We start from the raw sequence: 21,769 nt of genomic DNA, 5'->3' as shown, positions 1-21,769 counted from the left end.
GCCGCTCCGGCCGGGGCCCTCACACGGGCCAGAAGAAGGAGTTGACCCCGGCGCACAGCCGCAGCCGCTCGGGGTCGACGTCCTCCCGCCCGTAGGCGTCCAGGAACCGTTCGGCGTCCGACGGCCCGAACTGCGGGTTCATCGGACTGAGCAGGCTGCCCACCATGTCGGCCAGGTCCGCGTGGGGGTCCCCCAGTCCGGCCCGCCCCAGGTCCACCAGGGCCCAGCCGTCCGCCCGGCCGTCCCCGGCGGGTGGGGGGCCGTCCGGCCGTGCGGGACCGGGGACCCCGCCCGCGGACCGGTGCGTGCGCGCCGCAACGCCGCGCACGGCGCCGGTGTCGAGCAGCACGTTGGGCAGGCAGTAGTCGCCGTGGACCAGCGCGGTCCGTCCGGGGCCCAGGGCGCGCGCCAGACCGGCCAGCTCGGAGAGCACCTCGGCGGCGGGCGGCCCCTCCTTGCCCGCGGCGGCCCAGGAGCGTTCCACCAGCCCGGAGGCGACCCGCTCCCGGGCCCGTTCGAGCTGGGCGGGCAGCGTCATGTCGAAGGGGCACCCCGCGGCCGGAGCGCGGTGCAGCGCGCGGGCGGCCCGGGCGAGCAGGTCGACCACCCGTGACCGGTCCCCGGCGGGCCAGGGCTCGTGGGCGGCGCGTCCGTCCAGGTGGTTCATGGTCAGCCAGCGCAGCCCCGCCCAGGCGCCCGAGTCCAGCACGTGCGGCACCGGCAGCCCCCGTCCGGCCAGCCAGCGCAGGCGCCGCTCCTGGCCCAGGAGTTCGGCCACCAGGTCGGGGCGGTCGGCGTCCACCGACTTGAGCACCGCGAAGGGCCGGTCCCGGGCGTCGAACAGCCGGGCCACACGGGCTCCGGAAAGCCCCACGTCGAGTTCCTTGACGCGGTCGGCGTCCACGGACGGAGGGATGCGCATGCCCCGCACCCTAGCCCCGCCGCCCGCCCCGGTCCCAGCGGTCCACCAGGCGTGCGGCTTCCGCCGAGCGCACACCGGACCCGCCGACGGCCCGCGTCCCGGCTGTCCGCGGAGCCGGGCGGCCCGGCCCGGGCCCGCCGACGGCGGCGCGCCCGTCGGCGAGGCTCCGGGCCGCCGTGTGCGCTAACCGTCCAAGGGAGCGGAAGGACCCTCCTCCGGAGCGGCGGGGGAGGCAGCGCGCGGGTCCAGGCCGAGGACGGGCAGGATCACCTCGTCCACGATCCGCTCCACGTACTCCCCGTCGGGCGGCCCCTGGTGGTCCATGGCGTACTTGATGAGCATGGCCTCACCGATGTCGTCGGTGACGGAGGTGACGCGGGAGGGGTCGATCCTGCCGTGGTCGGCGTAGTGCTCGAGGACGGTGCGGGTGAAGCGCCCCCCGCGGGAGTCGAAGACCTCCCGCACGAACCGGTCGTAGAGCTCGGGGTGGTGCCTGGCCTCGGCGACCACGGAGAACATCGCCTGTCCCAGGGACCGGCTCATGGTGTCGCGCAGGAGCATGAGGGCCCTGACGAGGTCCCCGCGCAGGTCGTCGGCGCCCGGCGTGGGGGCCTCCTGCGGGTAGGTGTGGTACATCGCGTCCAGCAGGATGTCCCCCGGCGTGGGCCAGCGCCGGTACAGCGAGGTCTTGGCCGTGCCCGCCCTGCGGGCGATCCCCTCCATGGACAGGCGGGCGACACCGACGTCCGCGGCCTCCAGGATGACCGCCTCGTGGATGGCGTTCAGCAGTTCCCGCCCGCGTCTGCGCGTGGCCCGGGGCGCCTCCTCCCGCGCGTCCGGCGCCGTCTCCCGCGCCTCGTCGTCGACCCGCGGCCGCTCCCGGTCAACCATGCTCTTCCCAACTAAGCTACGATGGCGTATCTTAGAAGAGGATTGGATACGCCTCCGTATCCAATGCTATCCCCTTCCGTGTGATCGGAGTTCAGTATGTCTCTTCCCCCCTCCCCGCCGCCTTCGACCGGGGGCGTGGCACTCGACCGGCGCTCCCTGGCGCCCGACCTGGCACGCGGGGTGATGCTGCTGGTCATCGCCGTCGTGCACGCGCACATCGTCTGGGTGATGGCCACCGCGGGTCAGAGTCCCGCCTCGGGCGGCCTCCTCGACGCCGCCTCCACCGCCCTGCTGATGCTGTTCGCCGAGGCGCGCGGGTACCCCATGTTCGCGGCGCTGTTCGGCTACGGGCTCGCCTGGATCCACCTGCGCCGCACCGCCGAGGGGCGCCCGGAGCCGTGGGTGCGCTCACTGGTGCGCCGACGCGGCCGGTGGATGGTGCTGATCGGGCTCCTGCACACGGTCCTGCTCTTCTTCGGCGACATCGTCGCGGTCTACGGGCTCATCGCCCTGATGTTCGCGGGTCTGCTGCACGCCGGTGACCGGCGCCTGCTCGCCCACGCCCTCACCTGGGCCTCCCTGGGCTCGCTGTTCTACGCGGTCATGAACAGCCTCCCGCTCTCCGACCCCGAGGCGGGCGGGGTCTTCACCCAGGACCCGCTGGCCGACATGGTCACACGCCTGTTCACCTGGCCGGTCATGACCCCGATGCTCGTGGCGAGTTCGGTGTTCCCCTTCCTCGTCGGAGTCTGGGCGGCCCGCCGCCGCCTGATGGAACAGCCCGAGCTCCACCTCGGGCTGCTGCGCCGCGTCGCCTTCATCGGTATCCCGGTGGCCGTGGTCGGCGGACTGCCGCAGGCCCTAGTGGCCACCGAGCTGTGGGTGCCCGAGTTCGTGCTCAAGGCCGGTGTGGGCTGGCTGCACGTTCTGACCGGCTACGCGGGCGGCTTCGGCTACGCCGCGCTCATCGCGCTGGTCGCGGTCCGCCTCGGTGACCGCAGAGGGCCCCTCGTGCGGGCCCTGGTCGCCACCGGCCAGCGCTCCATGACCTGCTACCTGTTGCAGTCGGTGGGCTGGATCGTGCTGTTCGCGCCCTACGCCCTCGACCTTGGGCCACAGCTGTCCGGGACCGCCGCCGTCCTGCTCGGCGTCGCCGTCTGGTTGGCCACCGTGGTCCTGGCCGACGTCATGCGTCGCGTGGGAGTCCGGGGTCCGGCCGAACGCCTCCTGCGCTGGGGAACCTACAGAACCGTGCGAGCGGAGCAGCCGGAGGCCGAACCAGTGCGGAGATGACCGCACGCTCGGAAACGTCCGGCGTGACCTGCGCGGCCTGGAACATCCGACACCCACTCCGCGCGGCTGGCGGCCTCCGACGGGTGCCGGTGCGGAGAAGGCCGGGAGGCGGGAACGCTCGGCGCGGCCTGTGCGGTGGTGGCCTCGGGCGGGTACCGGTGCGGAGACGACCGGTGCCGAAGCGCTCGGTGAGGCCGCCGTCCGCGCTGGCCACCGGCCCGGCGGAAACCTCATCGCCGACCGGATACGTCATCCGCGATGATGGTCGCCATGTCCATCTCCGCACATGACGACGCGACCTTCCTGTCCGCCACCGCCGACCGGCTCGCCGCCCTTCCGGCCGTCGAGGCGGTCACCCTCGGCGGTTCCCGGGCCCAGGGCACCCACCGCCCCGACAGCGACTGGGACCTGGCGGTCTACTACCGGGGCGAGTTCGACCCGCAGGCGCTGCGGGACCTCGGCTGGGAGGGGGAGGTGTCGGAGGTCGGCGGCTGGGGAGGCGGTGTCTTCAACGGCGGCGCCTGGCTTCGGATCGACGGCCGGGCGGTGGACGTGCACTACCGCGATCTGGACGTGGTCGAGCACCAGCTCGCCGAAGCGCGGCAGGGACGCTTCCGGGTGGAACCGCTCATGTTCCACCTGGCGGGTATCCCCACCTACCTGGTCGTCGCCGAACTCGCCATCGGCCAGGTCCTCGTCGGGGACCTGCCCCGGCCCGACTACCCCGAGGCGCTGCGCAGGAGCGCACCGCCCGTCTGGCGGGGCACGGCCGCGGCCACCCTGTCCTACGCCCAGCACAACCACGCCCCCTACGGCCGGGTCGCCCAGACCGCGGGCCTCCTCGCCCAGGCCGCCTCGCAGGCCGCGCACGCGGTCCTGGCCGAGCGCGGGGTCTGGGTCACCAACGACAAGGCACTGCTGTCCATGGCGGAACTGGAGGAGATCGACTTCGTGGTCGCCGGAATGACCGCCGACCCCCGGGACCTGAGTTCGGCGGTCGCCGAGGCCGGACGGATTCTCGCCACGGCCTGAGTCCCCGCACCGCTGGCCGGATCCGCGCCCAGAGCGTCCGCGCCCCGGGACCCGGGGGTGGTCTGGCACCCGCGTCCCGGGGAATGGTCCGGGCTCGGACCGACCGCGGGTTCCAGGCCCGGGCCGGGGGAGCACACCGCCGCGCCGTGGCCCGGATCCCGGGCCACGGCGCGGTGCTGGACCGGGCAGCCGGTTCTGACCTACCAGGTCATGTTGACGACCCCGCTGAGCGTGGCGTACTCCGCCCGCTGGAAGGCCCGCGCCATCGGGACGTTGCCCAGGTCGGTGGCGGCGCGGATACGGTCCGCCCCCTCCTGTGCCAGGACGCGGGTGCCCTCAGCGAGGACCTCGTCGATGTACCCGTTGCCGCGGTGCTCGGGCAGCACCGCGATGTAGCCGATGATCGGGTGGTAGTCGTTGCGGGCGGGCAGCACGAAGCCGACCGGCTCGCCGTCCGGAAGCGTCGCGATCCGCCACCAGGAGCGCGGCGTCGTGTACCGGGCGAACTCCTCGTTCCAGCTGTCGGCGGCCACCTGCTCCGCCGTGGTGTGTGCGAGATCGGCGCGGTCGTGGGCGTCCAGCGTGCCTTCCAGGGCCCGGACCATCAGGCCGAGGATCTCCTCCTCGTCCCGGACCTGCCGGAACCGGAGGCGGTCGCCCGGCCCCGGCGCCGGGACGTCGGGGGTCCACTCGAAGCGCAGCCGCTCCACCAGGAGCGATCCGCCGGTGCGTTCGACGGCGGCCATGCGCTCCCGTACGGCGCGGCGCCCGTCGGCGTCCTCGCGCCAGTCGGCGGGGACGATGCGCAGGTACTCGGGCGGGGTCCGGCCTCCGGGCAGGGTCGCCGCCGAGGCGGTGCGCAGCAGGTGTTCGAGGATCCCCGTGCGGTCCACGTCCCCGGCGGTGTCGTCCACGTCCAGGACGTCCAGCAGCAGGGGAGAGGTGTCACCGCCCCGGCACCACCAGGAGAGGCGGGCCAGGAGGCGGTCGCCGTCCAGGGCGACCCACATCCACGAGGGGCGTCGGCGCCCCCGGGCGAGGTCGTCGGCGAACTCGAAGTTCAGGGGGTAGGGGAACCGGTTGAAGAGGTCGAGCTCCCCGGATCCGGTGATCGTACGGATGGTCAGGTCATGCACGGTCAAGGCGACACCTTCGGTGCGTGCGCCCGGCCGCTCCGGGGATTCAGCTGTCGAGGCCGCCCCGGGAGGGCGCGAGCGCGGTGGTTGCGGTGAACACGGCTCCGCCTCCTTTCGTCGTCGGGGCCCCGGTTCCGCTGTGGTCGGGGCCGCGACTGTTATAGCCGTCTCCCGACCGGCGGGCAAGCCCTTTTGGTCGGGGGCCGACCGGCGCCGGTTCTCGCGGCCGTCCTCCGGTCGGCGGCGCCGGACTCCCCGACCGCGGGCCGACCGGTGCCGGAACACCCGTGGCCGTCCCCGGTCGGTGGGGCTGCCCACCCCTCAACCGCGGGCCGACCGGCTGTCCGCACCGGGATCACCGGGCCCCTGCGCCTCGGTGGTCGTTCCGTCCTCTCCGGCCTGTCCAGTCCCACCCGTCTCGTGAGCCCCGTCGGCCGTCCGTATCGGGGTCGCCGGTGTTCCGGCCGCCTCCCGCGCTCCGCCGCCCTCTCCCCGGACGGCCTCCGCGGTCTCGTCGGCCTCCCGCGCGTCCTCGGTGTCCTGCCCGGCACCGCCGCCCGAAGCCGTGTGCCGCGACCGGCGCCAGGAACGGGTCACCGCCAGCGTCAGCGCACCCGCCAGCAGACCCCAGAAGGCCGACCCCACACCGAACAGGGTGAACCCCGACGCCGTGGCCAGGAAGGTCACCACCGCGGCCTCCCGGGAGCGCTCGTCCCCCAGCGCGGACGCCAGCGAACCCCCGATCGTTCCGAGCAGGCCCAGCCCGGCGATCCCCAGGATCAGCGGCGGCGGCAGCGCGGCCAGCAGCGACGCCACCGTCGCCCCGAAGACCCCCACGCACAGGTAGAAGACCCCCGCCCACACCCCGGCCAGGTAGCGGCGCTCGCGGTCGGGGTGCGCCTGCGGTCCCGTGCAGATGGCCGCGGTGATCGCGGCCAGGTTCATCCCGAAGCACCCGAACGGCGCCAGTACCAGGTTGGTCGCCCCGGTCCACCCGATCACCGGCGAGATCGGCACCCGGTAGCCGTCGCCCCGCAGTACCGCGACCCCCGGCAGGTTCTGCGAGGCCATGGTCACCACGAACAGCGGCAGCCCCACGCTCACCAGCACCTGCCAGGAGAACTCGGGCGCCACGAACACCGGCCGGGCCAGCGACGGGGTCACCCCGCCCAGGTCCAGGGTCCCGCGCAGCGCCGCGGCGACACCGCCCGCGACCAGGGACAGGATGACCGCGTAGCGCGGCAGCCACCGGCGGCTCAGCAGGTACGCCGCGAACATGGTGAACACGACCGCGAAGTCGTCCTCCATGCTCGTGAACAGCCCCATGCCGAACTGGAGCAGCACCCCGGCCAGCAGCCCCGCCGCGAGCGGCACCGGCACGTGGTCCATGACCCTCTCGAACCACCCGGTGACGCCGCTCAGGGTGATCAGCGCGGCCGAGAACAGGAACGCCCCCACCGCCTGCGCCATCGTCACCCCGTCCAGCCCCACCGCCAGCAGCGCGGCGCCGGGCGTGGACCAGGCGGTCACGATCGGGGCCCGGTGGCGCAGGGACAGTCCCACACAGGTCACCGCCATCCCCACACCCAGGGCCAGCATCCACGAGGCGGTCTGCCCGGAGGAGGCACCGGCGGCCTCGGCCGCGGTGAACACGATCGCCGCCGAGCTGGTCACCCCGACCAGCACGGCGACCAGACCGGCCGCGACGGCGGGCGCGGGGGCCACGAGGCCGACAAGACGGACGAGGGTTCTCATAGTCCACCATCCTCGCGCGCCACCGGACCCGCGCCGTCGCCCGGGGGGAGGGAAAACCGCTGGACCCGGCCGCGGCGCCCGGGGGAGGATGCCGCCATGGGACGCGATTTCGACGCACTCGTCGCCGAGGCCGACGCGGAGCCGACGCACGGCTGGGACTTCTCCTGGCTGGAGGGCCGGGCCACGGAACAGCGCCCCTCCTGGGGCTACCAGCGCACCATGGCCGGGTACATGGCCCGCGCGAGCGCCGCGCTCGACATCCAGACCGGCGGCGGCGAGGTGCTGGCGGGGATCCCCGAACGCCCGCCCCTGACCGCGGCGACGGAGTCCTGGCCGCCCAACATCGCCGAGGCCACCCGGCTGCTCCATCCGCTGGGGGTCGTGGTCGTCGCCGACGAGGACGAGCCGCCGCTGCCCTTCGCGGACGGTGCCTTCGACCTGGTGGTCTCCCGCCATCCGGTGACCGTGTGGTGGGAGGAGATCGCCCGGGTCCTGGCACCGGGCGGAACCTACCTGTCCCAGCAGGTGGGCCCGGCGAGCGTCTTCGAGGTCGTGGAGTTCTTCCTGGGGCCGCAGCCCGGGGAGGCGCGCGCCTCCCGCCACCCGGAACAGGCGCGGGAGGGGGCGCGGGCGGCCGGGTTGGAGGTGACCGACCTGCGCATGGAGCGGCTGCGCACGGAGTTCTTCGACGTCGGCGCGGTCGTGTACTTCCTGCGCAAGGTGGTCTGGATGGTGCCCGGGTTCACCGTGGAGGCCTACCGGGACCGGCTCCGGGACATGCACGAGCACATCGAGCGCGAGGGGTCGTTCAGGGCCACCACGACCCGCTTCCTCATCGAGGCCCGCAAGCCCCGCTGACCCGCCCGGGCCGCGGGGCGCGGGCACCCGCCCCCGGCGGTCAGGAGCGGGCCGAGACCCGCTGGACGACCTCGAAGCCCCAGATCTCGCTGTTGGTCGCGGCCGGGCCGCCGTGGCCGTGCCCGTGACCCCGGCCGTGCCCGGCCGACGCGCCCTCCTTCTGGGCGTCCGCGGCGGCCTGGGCGTGCCCCTGGCGGAAGGCCTGGCCGTTCACCCAGTTCTGGAAGTCCTCCTCGGACCGCCACCGGGTGTACACCAGGTACTTGTCGGTGCCCTCGACCGGGCGCAGCAGCTGGAACTCCTCGAACCCCGGCTGGTCCTCCACGAGCCCGGCCCGCTTGGCGAAACGCTCCTCCAGGGTCGCCCCGGCGCCCTCGGGGACGGTCAGGACGTTGAACTTGACGACGCTGCTCACGCGGCACCTCTCTCGGTTGTCTGCGGTTCTCCCGCCCAACCTAGGACAACCTCCGCCGACGCCCGCGCCGCCCCGCCCCGAACACGCCCCCCGACCGGCCGACCCGCGCCACGCCCGCCCTGTGTCCCCGCCCGCCCGCACGGCCGCACGCGGTGACCGTCCCCGGCCGGCGAGTGGAGGACAGCCGATGACCTCCACCCCTCCTAGGGTCGCGTCCATGACCGCGCTCGACCGCCGCGCCCTCAACCGGGCGACCCTGTCCCGCCAACTGCTCCTCGGCCGGACCGCCGACCACACCGCCGCCGAGGTCGTCCACCACCTCGTCGGACTCCAGGCGCAGGACCCCGAGCCTCCCTACGTGGGCCTGTGGTCCCGTGTCCGGGACTTTCGGATCGACGACCTCACGGGGCTCCTGCACAGCCGCGAGGTCGTGCGCGCCACCCTCCTGCGAGGCACCCAGCACCTGGTCACCGCCGCCGACTACCTGTGGCTGCGCCCGACCCTGCACCCCATGCTGACCCGCTGGCAGAAAGGAGCCTTCGGCCGGGACCTGCCCGGTGTCGAACCCGCCGAGCTGGCCGCCGCCGCACGCGCGCTCCTCGCCGACGGCGGACTCCCCCGCCCCGACCTGGGCCGGGCCCTGGCCGAGCGCTGGCCCGGACGCGCCCCCGTCTCCCTGGCCCGTTCGGTCCAGGGGCTCCTGCCCGTTCTGCACCCGCCGCCCGACGGCACGTGGGGACGGCGCGGCACCACACCCTTCGCCCTCGCCGAGGAGTGGCTCGGCGCGCCGCTGGCCGCCGAGCCCTCCCCGGACACCCTCGTGCTGCGCTACCTCGCCGCGTTCGGCCCGGCCACCGCCAGGGACGTCCAGGCCTGGAGCGGGACGACCCGCATGCGCGCGGTCGTGGAGGGGCTGCGGCCGCGGCTGCGGGTCCTGCGCGACCCGGACGGCCGCGAGCTGTTCGACCTGCCCGACGCGCCCCGCCCCGACCCCGACACGCCCGCGCCGGTCCGCTTCCTGGCGCTGCTCGACAACGTGCTGGTCTCCTACGACGACCGCTCCCGCGTCGTCGCCGACCACCAGCGCCCCCACATCGTGGTCGAGGCGCCGTTGACCGTGGACGGGTTCGTGCGCGGGCTGTGGCGGATCGAGCGGACCCGGCGCGGCGGCCCCGCCGTACTGGACGTGCGGCTGTTCGCACGGCTCACCCCGGCCGAGGAGGAGGCGGTCACCGAGGAGGGCGCACGGCTGCTCCGTTTCGCGGCGGCCGACTCCGAGGGCCACGACATCCGCCTGCGCCCCCTGGAACCGTGAACCGGCCGGGGCCCCGGGCTCCGACCGCCCGGCGCCGCCCCCGCGGCTCCGACGGGCGCGGCGGTTCCCGGCGGGCGCCCGGGACTCAGCCGAACACGACCCGGCCGGTCTCGTCCACGCGCCAGCCCGGGTTGTGCGCGATCTCCCACACCACGCCGTTGGGGTCCCGCACGTGGGCGTGGAAGACCCCGCCGAACTCACCCGGCTGCGGGGCCTTGAGCACCCGCGCGCCCGCCCGCGCCATGGCCTCCACGGTCCGCTCGACCTCCTCGGGGCCGTCGACGTTGTGCGACAGCGTCAGCCCCGACACACCGGTCGTGCCGGGCGGTCGCCCCAGGTCGCGGTCGAACTTCTCCGCGTCGAACAGGCCCAGGACCTGCCCCGGCGCGACCTGGAAGAAGACGATCTCCCCGGGGACGTCCGCGAGCGGTTCCCAGCCGAGCCCGTCCCGGTAGAACGCGCGGGCGGCGTCCAGGTCGGCCGTGGCCAGAGTGATGAAGTGAACCTGTTGTTTCACGGCGGCTCCGTCGTTGTACCCCGCCCCGAAAGGGCCCGGGGCGGGCGGTGTCCTGTGGCCGGGACAACCTATCCGGGACCGGGGACACACCGCCCGGAACCCCTCGGACGCGGCGGGTCCGCGCGGGCCCGGGCCCCAGGGCCCCAGAGGTGCCGGGAAGCCCAGGACACCCGGGCCCCAGGGCCGCCCGGGCACACCCGCGGCTACAGCCCGTGCCTGCGGGCGACCACGCGCAGGACGAGCGAGCGCGGGAACAGCCGCCGCAGCGCGAAGACCACCGGGGCGTTGCTGCCCACCGCGTAGAACGGCCGGGGCGGGTCCGCCTCGACGGCGCGCACGATGGTCCGGGCCACCGCCCCCGGCGTGATCCCCGACGCCTCGTTGGCGTTGAGCGCCCTGAGCATGGTGCGGTACTCGGCCGCGAACGGCGACCCCTCCCGCAGGTACTGGGTCCGCCGCTCGCTGATGCCGGTGTTGATCGATCCCGGCTCGACCGTGGCCACCCCCACCCCGTACGGGGACACCTCGCGGCGCAGCGCGTTCGCGAACCCCTTGAGCGCCGCCTTGGAGGCCACATAGGAGGACCGGTAGGCCAGCGGGAAGCTCGCCAGCATCGAACCCACCATCACCACGCGCCCGTACCCTCGGGCGCGCATTCCCGGCAGCAGCAGCTGGGTGAGCCGCACCGCGCCGAACACGTTGATCCGGAACAACCGCTCCACCGCCTCCGGCGGCAGTTCCTCGAAGGGCCCGCTCTGGCTCTCCCCGGCGTTGTTGACCAGTACGTCCACGTCGCCCGCGGCGGCCGCGCACGCCTCGACCGACGCCCCGTCGGCCAGGTCCAGGGCCAGGTACTCCACGCCCGGAACCGGCTCGGCCACCGCCCCGGGGTCGCGGCTGGTCCCGTACACGCGGTAGCCGCGGCGGACCAGCTCGGCGGCCACGGCGGCGCCGATCCCCGACGACGCGCCCGTGACGAGCGCGGTCCGCGGGACGGTGGGACTGTTCATGGCGGTCCTTCCGGAGGGAGGCTGAGGGGGGAGGGAGGCCGCGCTCGCGCCGCGCGTGGAAGCGATGATCGCACGCCCGCGCGCGCCGACCGCACCCCGCCCCGGGGCCCGTCGACCGCCCGGCTCAGTCCCAGCGGTGCGGGTCGAACAGGTCCACGGCCAGGTCCGTGCGCCCGTGCCGGGCCAGGTCGGCCAGCGCCTCCCCGACCGCGGAGGCGAACTTGTAGCCGTGCCCCGAGAAGCCCCCCGCCAGCACCAGTCCGGGCAGTTCGCGGCGCTGCCCGATGACGAAGTGCTCGTCCCGCGTCATCGTGTACATGCACGACGCCATCCGCTCGGGCAGCGGGGCCACACCGTTCAGTCCGGCGGCCAGCCGTCCCAGCCGCCGCGCGTCGGCGGCGTCGGGCTCCCGCGGTCCCGCGTCGGGGTCGACCGGTTCGCCCCACTGGGCGCCCTCGCCCCTGTTTCCCGGAGCCTCGGCGTGCACACCGATCTTGACGGTCAGGCCGCCGTCCATGCTGGGGAACCCGTACCACGTGCAGTCGTCCTCGTCCCGGGCGAACACCGGTCCGTGCGCGTGCGGGGACGGGTCCCGCGTGGTGCGGAACCAGCCCAGCACCCGCCGCTCCACCCGCAGGCCGCCGCCCAGCTCCGCCACCTCGGGCACCAGCCGCGGCAGCCAGGACCCGGCGGTCACGACCACCCGGCGGGCCCGGATCACGGTGTCCCCGACCACCACACGGGGGCGGTCCGGGTCGGGGACGACACGGGACGCCCGGGCGCCGGTGAGCACCCGCGCGCCCGCCTCCCGCGCGAGCCGCACGGCCGCCGTGATCGCGGCCTCGGGCAGGACCACACCGGCGTCCTCCTCGAAGACGCCCACCTCACCCGGGCGCAGCACGTGCTGGGGGAAGCGCTCGGCGACCTGGTCGCGGGAGAGCACCTGGTGGGGGAGACCGTGGTGTTCGGCGGCGGCGACCGACCCGGTGACGGCGGGGCTGTCCGGCGCGCCGAGCATCAGGGCGCCGGTGCGCACCACGAGCCGGGTTCCGGAGGCCTCCTCCAGCTCCGACCAGGCGCGCCAGGCCGACCGCACGAACGGCACGTAGGCGGCGCCCTCCATGTAGGCGGTGCGGATGATGCGGGACTCGCCGTGGCTGGAGCCCCGGTCGTGCCCGGGCGTGAACTGCTCGACCCCGATCACGTCCACACCGCGCCGGGCCAGGCGCCACAGGGCCTGCGCCCCCATGGCTCCCAGTCCGACCACGACGGTGTCGGTCTCCAACGGTGCCGTCACGCGTTTCCCCCAGGTCCGGTGTCCGGGGCTCCGCCGCCCGGAGCCCCGTCCCATGATCCCAGGACCCGCGCATGGCGGGCGCCCGCCCACCCCCAGGGGTGGACGGGCGCCCCGTCTCGGAAGGGAGCCGAGATCCGGGAGTTGCTACTGGATGGGCGGGTAGGCGTTGGCCAAAAGCTCCTGGAACTGCGCGGAGAACCAGTGCCCCGAGATCGGCGCGTTGGGCAGCGCGCCACTCATGTTGTAGTTGTTGCGCGGGTTGCCCTCATAGGTCGGATCGCACATCCGGTCGAACCCCTTGCCCTCGGGGTTCTCGATGAACTCACTGGACCCGTCGGACTCACCCGGCGGCTTCATCCACACATAGGCGTCGATCCCCGCCTCCGGAGCGGCCTGGGGGCGCTCACCCAGCCCCGCACCGGACTGGTTGCACCAGTTCCCCGACTGGAGACGGCGGTCGTAGCGGCCCCCGTCCACGTAGGCGTTCACATCCGTGCTCGGCCCCGGCCCGTCCGGGCGGTCCGGCCCACCCCACCCGTTACGGGAGGTGTCGATGAGCATCCCGATCCCCGAATCGAACCCCTGACCCACCAGCTCCTCACGCAGAGCCTGGGCGAAGGACAACTCGTCGGTGAACTGGTTCCAGTCCACCCACTCCGACTGGCGCACCGGCGTACCGGCGATGGTCTGGTCGACGGAGAAGTTGTCCTCCACCAGAGCCGAGTAGTTCGCGGTGTTGGCGATGAACCCGTGCACATCGTCGGGGCTGGCACCGGCGGCGTTGGCCGCCTCGAAGAACAGCGCCGCCGAGGCGGTGAAGTTGTCCTGCCAACCGATCCACCCGTGGTGGCCGGCGTCGACGTAGTTGTAGACGTTGTCGATCGCGCCCAGCTGCGCCAGCGCGTAGCCCACCCCCTCGACGTAGTTGCCGTTGGCCAGCATCTCGTCGCAGTTCTCGGTCGCGGTCTCGCGCGGGGAGACGTTGGTGACCAGGTTGGGCAGCGAGTCGATCTCGACCGTGGTCACCACCCGCAGCTCGGTGTCCTCGTAATCGGCCAGGATCTGGGCGATGGGATCGATGTAGTCGTTCTTGTACCGGTCGATCTCGTCCGGGCCCAGCTCGCCGTTGGAGGCCAAAGCGGCGCAGTCACGGCCGGGCAGGTTGTAGATGACCACCTGGAACACCAGGGGTTCACCGTTGGCCTGGGCCAGGGCCTCGTCCAGGTGATCGCGCAGTCCCATGCTGCCGGTGGTGGGGCTGTCGTTGCCCTCGATGGCGCTGATGCGGTCCAGCCACACCCCGGTGGGCTCGTCGGCCACGGCGTCCCCGCCGGGCTCGGCGGCGGCGTTGGCCGACCAGATCGGGTTGACGTACACGTCAGCGCCCACGTACGGGTTGTCCACCCGACCGTTGCTGCCGGGCTCCTCGGGCTCCCCGGGCTCTTCCGGTTCCTCCGGTTCCTCCGGCTCCTCGACGTCACCGCTGCACAGCACGCCGTTCAGTTCGAAGGCCGTGGGCGCGGCGTTGCTTCCGGTGTAGCTTCCCTGGAAGCCGAAGCTGGCGGTGCCGTCGGTGGAGAGTGAGGCGTTGTGCCCGGCGTTGGTGACCGAGACGCTCTGTCCGCTCTGGGTGACGGTGCCGTTCCAGGAGTTGGTGATCCGCTGGTTTCCGGCGAAGTCCCATTCCAGGGTCCAGCCGTTGACCGCGTCGCCGAGGTTGGTGATCTCCACGCTCGCGGTGAACCCGGAGCCCCAGTCGTTGAGTTGGTAGTCGACCTCGCAACCGGCCGCCGCGCTGGCGGGTACGGAGGAGGCGACCGCCAGGGTGCTGCCGAGCACCAGGGCGGAGGTCGCGGCCAGGCCGCGTCGTGTCCACGAACGTAGGTTCGCGGCACGGGGGGGTGTGCTCATCTCTTCTTTCCTTATGGAAGCGGGTTGCCAGAAGGAGCCTTCTGAAGTGCCGGGCCGGCGAGTTCGGGCCCGGCGGACGGGAGGTGTGGACAATTCCCTGCGTTTATGGAGGTGAGCGCTGCATTCGCGTGCCTTAGATCCGGGGTAAAGCCGAGCGAAAAGGACTGGAAGGATTGGGAGCGCTCCCAGTCGGGGTGAGCGGGGGTGTAGGGGGATGGATGTGAACAGTGTGTGCGAAGGCGTCGCCGGTTCCCGCGACGGAGTGTTACGGGTCCGGAACGCTTTCCTGAACGGTAGCCCGCCAATGGTGATATGTAAACACCATATGACCGGAGTATTTCTGGTACGCGGTTCACACAAGGGAAATGCGCAGGTAGTGACCTGGTTCACAACCGATCAGTAATAACCTGCGGTCGCCGGGCGGCCACAGTCAGCAGCCCCACGGCGGCGGCCGCGACCCGGAACGGAACCGGCAGTCCCGCGTACTCGGCGAGGAGGCCGCCCGCCACCGCCCCCAGGGCGGCTCCGCCCAGCTCGGCCGGCCGGCAGGTGCCCCGACCCGGCCCAGCGGTCAGGCATCGATCCGGCCGGACGAGTCGCGGTGGACCAGCGGAGGCAGTGGCGGATCCGAGGCGACCGGGAACCTGTCTCCGTCGTCGGCGCTCTCCCCGCAGCCGTGTCGCCTGGGGGTGCGACCACCGCGTCGGAGCGGGGCGGCCGGTCGGCGGGCGACGGTGGTGCGCGTGGGTGTTCCTCCTGGAGGGCGACCGGGGGCGCCGGGGGCGGTGGCCGCCGCCGTGAAGGGCGCGCCAGGGATTTTCCCCGCGCTCTGTTTCGACTCGGCTCCGAGGGGTAACATGCGCTGTGGGAGCGCTCCCGTCGATCGGCTGACCAAGCCGAGAACGATGGAGAACGCAATGGAAAGCATGACCCCCCGAACCGCTGAAACCACCGAGACCACCGAGAGCACCGGGACCACCCGCCGGACCTGGGCCGCACGCGCGCTCGTCCTGGCCTCCGTGCCCCTGGTCGCCCTGACCACGATGGCCGCCCCCGCCTCCGCGCACGGCTCGATCGTGGACCCCGCCAGCCGCAACTACGGCTGCTGGGAGCGCTGGGGCAGCGACCACCTCAACCCGGACATGGCGCAGGAAGACCCCATGTGCTGGCAGGCGTGGCAGGACAACCCCAACGCCATGTGGAACTGGAACGGCCTGTACCGCGACAACGTGGGCGGCGACCACCAGGGCCAGATCCCCGACGGGACCCTGTGCAGCGGCGGCAACACCGAGGGCGGCCGCTACGACTCGATGGACGCGGTCGGCCCGTGGAAGACCACCGACGTCGGAGACGACTTCACCCTCCACCTGTACGACCAGGCCCAGCACGGCGCGGACTACTTCCGCGTCTACGTCACCGAGCAGGGCTTCGACCCGACCACCCAGGCCCTGGGCTGGGACGACCTCGAACTGGTCGAGGAGACCGGTCCCTACGCGCCCGCGCTGGACAGCTACATCGACGTCAGCACCTCGGGCAGGTCCGGCCACCACATCGTGTTCACGATCTGGCAGGCCTCCCACATGGACCAGGTCTACTACCTGTGCAGTGACGTGAACTTCACCTGATCCCCACGACCAACCGACCGGCCGTCCGGACCCCTCCTCCGGACAGGGTCCGCCGGGACCTCCACCCCCGGCGGACCCGCGGCCGACGGCCGCGCGGCGGACACCGCTCACCGCCGCGCGGCGCCCCCGTGCCCGGCCCCGCCCGCGCTCAGGCCTGCATGTAGCGCAGCACCGCCAGCACGCGACGGCTGTACCCCTTGGTGTCGCCCAGTTCCAGCTTGTCGAAGATGGCGTTGGCGTGCTTCTCCACCGCGCTCTGCGACACGAACAGCCGCGCCGCGATCGCCGAGTTGATGTGCCCCTGCGCCATCAGGGCCATGACGTCGCGCTCGCGCTCGGTCAGACGCCCCAGCGGGTCCCTGCGGCTGCTGCCCGCGAGCAGTTGGCGCACCACCTCCGGGTCGAAGGCCGCGCCTCCCCTCCCCACCCTGACCAGGGCTTCCAGGAACTCGTCGACCTCCACCACCCGGTCCTTGAGCAGGTAGCCCACACCGGTGGTGTTCTCACCGAACAACCGGGTGGCGTACCGCTTCTCCACGTACTGGGACAGCACCAGCACACCCACTCCGGGCTGCTCCCGGCGGATCCGCAGCGCGGCGCGCAACCCCTCGTCGGTGTGCGTGGGCGGCATGCGCACGTCCACCACGGCCACGTCGGGCGCCTCCTCGCGGACGGCCGCCAACAGGGCGTCGGCGTCCCCGACCGAGGCGAGCACCTGATGCCCCTCGTCCTCCAGGAGCCGCACCAGCCCCTCGCGTAGCAGCGCCGAGTCCTCGGCCAACATCACCCGCACGGCAGCTCCGCCCTGACCGTGGTCGGTCCGCCCGTGGGGCTGTCCACCGACAGCCGGCCGTCGAGCGCCTCGACCCGGCTGGCCAGACCGGCCAGCCCCGTTCCCGCGGGGTCGGCCCCGCCCACCCCGTCGTCCCGTACCCGCACCACCACGGACCTCGCTCCCTCCTCGCCCCGCGCGCCGACCAGCACGCTGACCCGTTCGGCGCGCGCGTGCTTGACCGCGTTGGTCACCGACTCGGCGACCACGAAGTAGGCCGCCGTCTCCACGGTCGGCGGGCACGCGCCCTCCAGGCCGTACTCCAGGTCGATCGGCAGGCTCGACCGGCCGACCAGGTCGTGCAGCGCGGCCCGCAGCCCCGACCCGGCGAGCGCGGCCGGGTAGACCCGCCAGGCGACCTCCTTCAGGTCGCGCAGGGCGTCGCGGGACTCCTCGTAGGCCTGCTCGACCAGTGCGCGCCCCCGCTCCGAACCCGGGTCGCGGCGGGCCCGCCCCAGCGCCATCCCCAGCAGTACCAGGCGCTGCTGGACGCCGTCGTGCAGATCGCGTTCGATCCGGCGGCGCTCCTCGTCCACGGCGGCGACCACTCCCGCGCGGGTCGCGACCAGGACCCCGATCCGCTCCTCCATGAGGTCCTGGCGGCTGGGGCCGAGGAACCTCCGGGCCAGCCAGCGTTCCGTTCCCACCAGGCCCACGGTTCCCTGAGCGCTCAGGTACATCAGGGCCAAGCCGATCGGCACGATCGCGGGGTCGTTGCCGTCGAGCACCTCCAGCGGTGACAGCGCCAGGTAGAGCCCGGCGGCGAAGAAGGCCAGCACCAGCCCGCCGAAGAGCCCCACCGGGCAGCGCACCGCGAGGTAGGCCAGCGGTCGGGCCGTCCCGGGGCGCACGGTGATGTCGACGCCGAACAGGGCGGACAGGCGGCCGCGCTCCAGGGAGACCAGCGGCCGGGCGGCCCCGTCCAGCGCCCGGCGCAGGGACGCGCGCGAGGCGGGACGGAGCAGGAGCGGCAGCGCGGGAACGGCGGCTACGAGGGCCGCCGCGAGGAAGAGGGCCTCGGCCAGCGCGGTCACCGCTCCGGCGGCGGCGCCCGTCACGGCCCGGCCCCATGCGCGCGCCACCGCTGCCGCCGGATGCGCGTCTCCGCGCGCCACTGCTGCCGCCGGATGCGCGTCTCCGTGCGTCGTCACGTCCGTCCTCTCCGCCTGTCCGGTCGCCGCCGCCTCCGGCGTCCGTGCCGGGTACCCGGACCCGACTGCCCGTGCCCGGTAGCCCGGCGCCGGGTGCCCGCGTCCGCTGGTGCGTGACGGGCACCCGTCTTCGAGTGTCCGTGCCCGGTTGTCCGCGCGGGCCCGTGCCCTCGGAACCCGTGTTCTCGGAGAACGGGGGGAGGCCGCGGTCGACGTCAGCGTCGACACTAGCCACCCCCCGGGCGCGCGGGTACTGCGGAACACCGCATTCCGGGGTGGGGAGCCGCGTCCCGAACAGGGCGGGATTCCCCATGGGCGCGGGGGCCGCGGCTCCCTAGCGTTGTGGCCGTGCCGGCCGGCCGAGACCCCTGCTCCCCGAGACTCCTGTTCCCCGAGACCCCCGTTCCCGAGACGAAGGCCGAACCATGACCGCGCCCCCGACCCTCCCGCGCTACGCCTGGCTCCTCGCCGGTACCGCCCTGTCCCTCTTCGCGATGCAGGCCGCCTGGGACATCGCGCTGCTCGCGTGGGTCTATCCGGTCCTGCTGCTGCGCTTCGCACGCGCCAGCCGACCGCTGCCCGCCCTGTCGGGCGTCCTCGCCGCCAGCACGACGGCCGTGCTGGTCTGGCTGTGGCTGGCCGACCTGCTCTCCCCGCCGCTGGTGCTGCTCGCCTTGGCCCTGGCCCTGGCCGACGCGGCCCCCTACGCCGTCGACCGCCTCCTGTACCGCCGACTGGGGGAGCGCGCCCCGTGGCGGGTCAGCCTGGTCTTCCCGCTCGCCACCGTGGCCGTGGAGTTCACGGTGGCCTCGGTGACCCCCTTCGGCACCATCCACGGGGTTCTCGGCGCCACCCAGGCCGACAACCTCCCTCTGATCCAGGTGGCCTCGGTGACCGGTGTGTACGGAGTGAGCTTCCTGGTGGCCTGGGCGTGCTCGGCGGCGGCGCTGCTGTGGGCACGCGGCCTGACCGACCGCGCGGCCCGCACGGTGGCGGCGGCCTGCGCCGGGACGGTCGCGCTGGTCGCGGTCGCGGGCGGCGCTCGCCTGGTATTCGCCGCGCCCTCGGGCGACACCGTGCGCGTCGCGGGGGTCACCACCTCGCAGGACGCGTGGGAGGAGCTGGTGCCGACCTTCCGGGAGTACGACTCGTTGGAGGCGCTGCGGGCCGCCGATCCGGTCGTGCTGCGTGAGCGCTTCGGCGTCGTCAACGACGAACTCCTCGCCAGCACCGCGAGGGAGGCGGCCGCGGGCGCCGAGGTCGTGGTGTGGCCCGAGTCGGCGGCCTTCACCCTGGAGGAGGACCGCGACCTGCTGGTGGCCGACATCCGGGAGGTGGCCCGGGACCACGGGGTGTACGTCAACGCCGGTATGTCGGTCTACACCGGGCGGGCTCCCCACATCCGCAACCAGATGCTCATGGTCGCCCCGGACGGCGAGGTCGTGTGGACCTACGACAAGAGCAGGCCGGTGCCCGTCCTGGAGCCCTACGAGCCGGGGCCCGGCACGGTGCCCGTCGCGGACACGCCGGCGGGGAGGCTGGCCGTGGCCATCTGCTACGACGCCGACTTCCCGGGACTGGTCCGCCAGGCGGGCGCGCGGGGCGTGGACGTCCTGCTGGTCGGCGCCAACACCTGGGAGGGGATCAAGGAGATGCACGCGCGCAACGCGGTGTTCCGCGCGGTGGAGAACGGCTCGGCCCTGTTCCGGCAGGCGAGCCGCGGCCGCGCCAACGCCACCGACCACCAGGGGCGGGTGCTGGCGACGACCGACTACTTCACCACCGGGCAGCAGACCATGGTCGCCATGGTGCCCCGGGAGGGGGTGACCACGGTCTACTCCCGGATCGGGGACGCCTTCGCCTGGACGTGCGTCGCCGCCCTGGCCGCGCTCGCCGTGCTCTCGGTGGCCCGGCCGCGCCGGGAGTGAGCCGAGGGTCCCGGGTCCGAGAGGGCGACCGCGGTCCTGGCGCTCGTGCGCGGACTCGCAGGCGGTTCCCGGCCGGGCACCGGCAACGGGCTCCGGACGACCGCCCGGACCGGCTGTTCCCCGGCTGACGGGAGCGGCGCACGAACGGCCCGCCCGGGGCACGGGTGCTCCGGGCGGGCCGTGCCCTCCCGGCCGGGGCCGGGAGGGTGGTAGGTCAGTTGTTGCCGAAGAAGTGGTCGGCGGCGGCACCGCCCGGGTCCTCCGCGATACCGCTCACGGTGTCCACCTGGTCCTGGAAGCCGCCGACCGCCTCGGTGGCGCTGTCCTGGAAACCGCCCACGGCCTCCTCGCCGTAGGCCTGGGCGCCTTCGGCGAACCCGCCGACGGCTTCCTCGCCGTAGGCCTGCGCGGCCTCTCCGGCGCCGCCCAGGGTCTCACCGACCCCGCCCACGGCCTCGCCGACTCCGCCCACGGCGTCGGACACTCCCTGGGCTGCTTCCTCGGCTGCTCCGCCGAAGATGTTGCTCAACCAGTCCATCACGTCGCGCACATCCTTATCTCAGGTCCGTGGGGGCCTATTCCGTCTATGTCTACCCGGCCCGGGTAAACTCTCAGTAAGAGATGGACGCGCAGAGTGATCGCACAGGGGCGCAACGCGACTTCCGCGCTGCTCCCTTTCCCGGGAGCCGCTGGTCAGCGCATGAGGTCTCCACCCCAGGCGACGGGGAGCGATCCCACGAAAACGCCGACGGTGTCCGCGATCACACCACTGGTGCCTTTCTGCCACCCCCGTGACCGTGCGCAAATCCGTGTTCCGGGCTGCCGGAACGCCCGGCCAGATCGGCGACCGCGCCGCACCGGGGAATTGCGGTCGGAATCCGGCCACAACCCGCCGGAGAATGAGTCGTATGGCCGACACGAGTGCGCGGATGCTGCGCCTGCTCTCCCTGCTCCAGACCGGCAGGTCCTGGCCCGGCGCGGACCTGGCCGCTGCTCTGGAGGTCAGCCCGCGGTCGCTGCGCCGCGACATCGACCGGCTGCGCGAACTGGGCTACGCGGTGGAGAGCCTCCGCGGTCCCGGAGGCCACTACCGGCTGGCCGCTGGCCGCGCGGTGCCGCCCCTGCTCCTGGAGGACGACGAGGTCGTGGCCGCCGCCCTGGGCCTGCGGATCGTCGCCGCCGGGCTCGGCGGGGTGGAGGGGGTGGAGGAGAGCGCGGAGCGGGCCCTGGCCCGGCTCGGCCGGGTACTGCCCTCGCGCCTGGCCCGCAGGGCGAAAGCCATGGCCGCGGCGGTCGAACCGGAGCAGCGGGTGTGGCCGGGCGTGCGGACACGGGTCCTCACCGACCTGGGCGAGGCCGTCACGGACGGGCACTGGGTCCGGATGCTCCACCGCGGCGGCGACGGCCGCGAGCTGCGCCGCAAGGTGGACCCGTACCGGCTGGTCCTGACCGGACGGCGCTGGTACCTGTTCGCCTGGGACCGCGAGCGCGACGACTGGCGGACCTTCCGACTCGACCGGATCACCGGGGTCACCCCCACGAGGGCGCCCTTCACCCGCCGGGAGCTGCCCGGGGAACCGCTGGCCGAGCACCTGGAGCGGGGCTTCGGGGCGGGGCGGGCCCGGCACACGGTGTCGGTCCTGTTCGACGCGTCGGCCGGGGAGGTGGCGGCGCGGATCTCCCGGATCGACGGCGACCTGGAGGCGGTCGGCCCCGACCGGGCGCGCTACACCGCCCGCGTGGACTCCCACGAGTGGCTCGCGGTCGTCCTCGCGCTCACCGGCCTGCCCTTCACGGTCGAGGGTCCGCCGGAGTTCGCCCGCCACACCGCGGCGCTCGCCGACCGGCTCCACCGGTCCGTGGACACCACCGGCTGAGAGC

19 protein-coding genes are annotated in these 21,769 nt (G+C 73.7%); 7 read left to right on the top strand and 12 right to left on the bottom strand.

From position 1 onward, the window contains the following. Positions 1–19: 19 nt before the first annotated feature. Positions 20–922, bottom strand: coding sequence for an aminoglycoside 3'-phosphotransferase (locus UIS43_RS11340; RefSeq protein ID WP_370013144.1), 903 nt, complete (start codon positions 920–922; stop codon positions 20–22). Positions 923–1,105: 183 nt separating this feature from the next. Further along, entirely contained in the window at positions 1,106–1,813 is a 708-nt protein-coding gene (locus UIS43_RS11335; RefSeq protein ID WP_358168899.1) for a TetR/AcrR family transcriptional regulator, read from the bottom strand. A 96-nt stretch (positions 1,814–1,909) separates the two neighbouring features. On the opposite strand from UIS43_RS11335, the gene UIS43_RS11330 reads away from it, so the two are divergent. Then, positions 1,910–3,106, top strand: a complete 1,197-nt coding sequence (locus tag UIS43_RS11330; RefSeq protein ID WP_013154537.1) for a DUF418 domain-containing protein — start codon at positions 1,910–1,912, stop codon at positions 3,104–3,106. Between the two features lie 258 nt (positions 3,107–3,364). Further along, on the top strand, positions 3,365–4,138 hold the full coding sequence (locus tag UIS43_RS11325) for a nucleotidyltransferase domain-containing protein (RefSeq protein ID WP_370013143.1): 774 nt from the start codon (positions 3,365–3,367) through the stop codon (positions 4,136–4,138). A gap of 200 nt (positions 4,139–4,338) precedes the next feature. On the opposite strand, the gene UIS43_RS11320 is transcribed toward UIS43_RS11325, so the two are convergent. Together UIS43_RS11320 and UIS43_RS11315 are read right to left on the bottom strand one after the other, a co-directional pair. Beyond that, on the bottom strand, positions 4,339–5,280 hold the full coding sequence (locus UIS43_RS11320) for a GNAT family N-acetyltransferase (protein WP_013154535.1): 942 nt from the start codon (positions 5,278–5,280) through the stop codon (positions 4,339–4,341). Between the two features lie 315 nt (positions 5,281–5,595). Beyond that, on the bottom strand, positions 5,596–7,029 hold the full coding sequence (locus UIS43_RS11315) for a benzoate/H(+) symporter BenE family transporter (protein ID WP_013154534.1): 1,434 nt from the start codon (positions 7,027–7,029) through the stop codon (positions 5,596–5,598). Between the two features lie 96 nt (positions 7,030–7,125). Between UIS43_RS11315 and UIS43_RS11310 the strand changes: the two genes are divergently transcribed. Next, the gene (locus UIS43_RS11310) at positions 7,126–7,887 is read left to right on the top strand and encodes a class I SAM-dependent methyltransferase (protein ID WP_117199180.1); all 762 of its coding nucleotides are present in this window, start codon (positions 7,126–7,128) and stop codon (positions 7,885–7,887) included. Positions 7,888–7,927: 40 nt separating this feature from the next. Here the strand turns inward: UIS43_RS11310 and UIS43_RS11305 are convergent, their stop codons facing one another. Continuing rightward, a complete protein-coding gene (locus UIS43_RS11305; protein ID WP_013154532.1) occupies positions 7,928–8,302 on the bottom strand; it encodes an antibiotic biosynthesis monooxygenase in 375 nt (124 codons plus the stop codon). A gap of 217 nt (positions 8,303–8,519) precedes the next feature. Between UIS43_RS11305 and UIS43_RS11300 the strand changes: the two genes are divergently transcribed. Beyond that, a complete protein-coding gene (locus tag UIS43_RS11300; protein WP_370013142.1) occupies positions 8,520–9,617 on the top strand; it encodes a winged helix DNA-binding domain-containing protein in 1,098 nt (365 codons plus the stop codon). 85 nt (positions 9,618–9,702) lie between these two features. Here the strand turns inward: UIS43_RS11300 and UIS43_RS11295 are convergent, their stop codons facing one another. From UIS43_RS11295 to UIS43_RS11280, 4 genes are all read right to left on the bottom strand, one after another. Next, a complete protein-coding gene (locus UIS43_RS11295; protein ID WP_013154530.1) occupies positions 9,703–10,134 on the bottom strand; it encodes a VOC family protein in 432 nt (143 codons plus the stop codon). A gap of 203 nt (positions 10,135–10,337) precedes the next feature. Further along, positions 10,338–11,144 (bottom strand): SDR family oxidoreductase, encoded by an 807-nt coding sequence (locus UIS43_RS11290; RefSeq protein ID WP_071622606.1) that lies wholly within the window; start codon positions 11,142–11,144, stop codon positions 10,338–10,340. A 124-nt stretch (positions 11,145–11,268) separates the two neighbouring features. Beyond that, positions 11,269–12,441, bottom strand: a complete 1,173-nt coding sequence (solA, locus tag UIS43_RS11285; RefSeq protein WP_013154528.1) for an N-methyl-L-tryptophan oxidase — start codon at positions 12,439–12,441, stop codon at positions 11,269–11,271. A 144-nt stretch (positions 12,442–12,585) separates the two neighbouring features. Continuing rightward, the gene (locus UIS43_RS11280) at positions 12,586–14,352 is read right to left on the bottom strand and encodes a glycoside hydrolase family 6 protein (protein ID WP_370013140.1); all 1,767 of its coding nucleotides are present in this window, start codon (positions 14,350–14,352) and stop codon (positions 12,586–12,588) included. Positions 14,353–15,278: 926 nt separating this feature from the next. Between UIS43_RS11280 and UIS43_RS11275 the strand changes: the two genes are divergently transcribed. Then, positions 15,279–15,977, top strand: a complete 699-nt coding sequence (locus UIS43_RS11275) for a lytic polysaccharide monooxygenase (protein WP_232833191.1) — start codon at positions 15,279–15,281, stop codon at positions 15,975–15,977. 148 nt (positions 15,978–16,125) lie between these two features. On the opposite strand, the gene UIS43_RS11270 is transcribed toward UIS43_RS11275, so the two are convergent. Continuing rightward, on the bottom strand, positions 16,126–16,770 hold the full coding sequence (locus UIS43_RS11270) for a response regulator transcription factor (RefSeq protein WP_013154525.1): 645 nt from the start codon (positions 16,768–16,770) through the stop codon (positions 16,126–16,128). Beyond that, a complete protein-coding gene (locus UIS43_RS11265; RefSeq protein WP_049800312.1) occupies positions 16,761–17,867 on the bottom strand; it encodes a sensor histidine kinase in 1,107 nt (368 codons plus the stop codon). The genes UIS43_RS11270 and UIS43_RS11265 overlap by 10 nt, the downstream gene beginning before the upstream one ends. Positions 17,868–18,385: 518 nt before the next feature. Here UIS43_RS11265 and UIS43_RS11260 point away from each other — a divergent pair. Beyond that, a complete protein-coding gene (locus UIS43_RS11260) occupies positions 18,386–19,888 on the top strand; it encodes a nitrilase-related carbon-nitrogen hydrolase (RefSeq protein WP_370013138.1) in 1,503 nt (500 codons plus the stop codon). A gap of 214 nt (positions 19,889–20,102) precedes the next feature. On the opposite strand, the gene UIS43_RS11255 is transcribed toward UIS43_RS11260, so the two are convergent. Continuing rightward, positions 20,103–20,426, bottom strand: coding sequence for a hypothetical protein (locus UIS43_RS11255; protein WP_210751195.1), 324 nt, complete (start codon positions 20,424–20,426; stop codon positions 20,103–20,105). Positions 20,427–20,796: 370 nt separating this feature from the next. Between UIS43_RS11255 and UIS43_RS11250 the strand changes: the two genes are divergently transcribed. Next, complete coding sequence (locus tag UIS43_RS11250) at positions 20,797–21,765, top strand: helix-turn-helix transcriptional regulator (RefSeq protein WP_370013137.1); 969 nt, start codon at positions 20,797–20,799, stop codon at positions 21,763–21,765. Positions 21,766–21,769 lie beyond the last annotated feature (4 nt).

It is taken from the genome of Nocardiopsis sp. LDBS0036 (assembly GCF_041228755.1).
Taxonomy (GTDB): Bacteria; Actinomycetota; Actinomycetes; order Streptosporangiales; family Streptosporangiaceae; genus Nocardiopsis; species Nocardiopsis dassonvillei.
The sequence above is the reverse complement of the archived record's forward strand: the minus strand, read 5'-3'. Positions and strand labels throughout refer to the sequence as shown.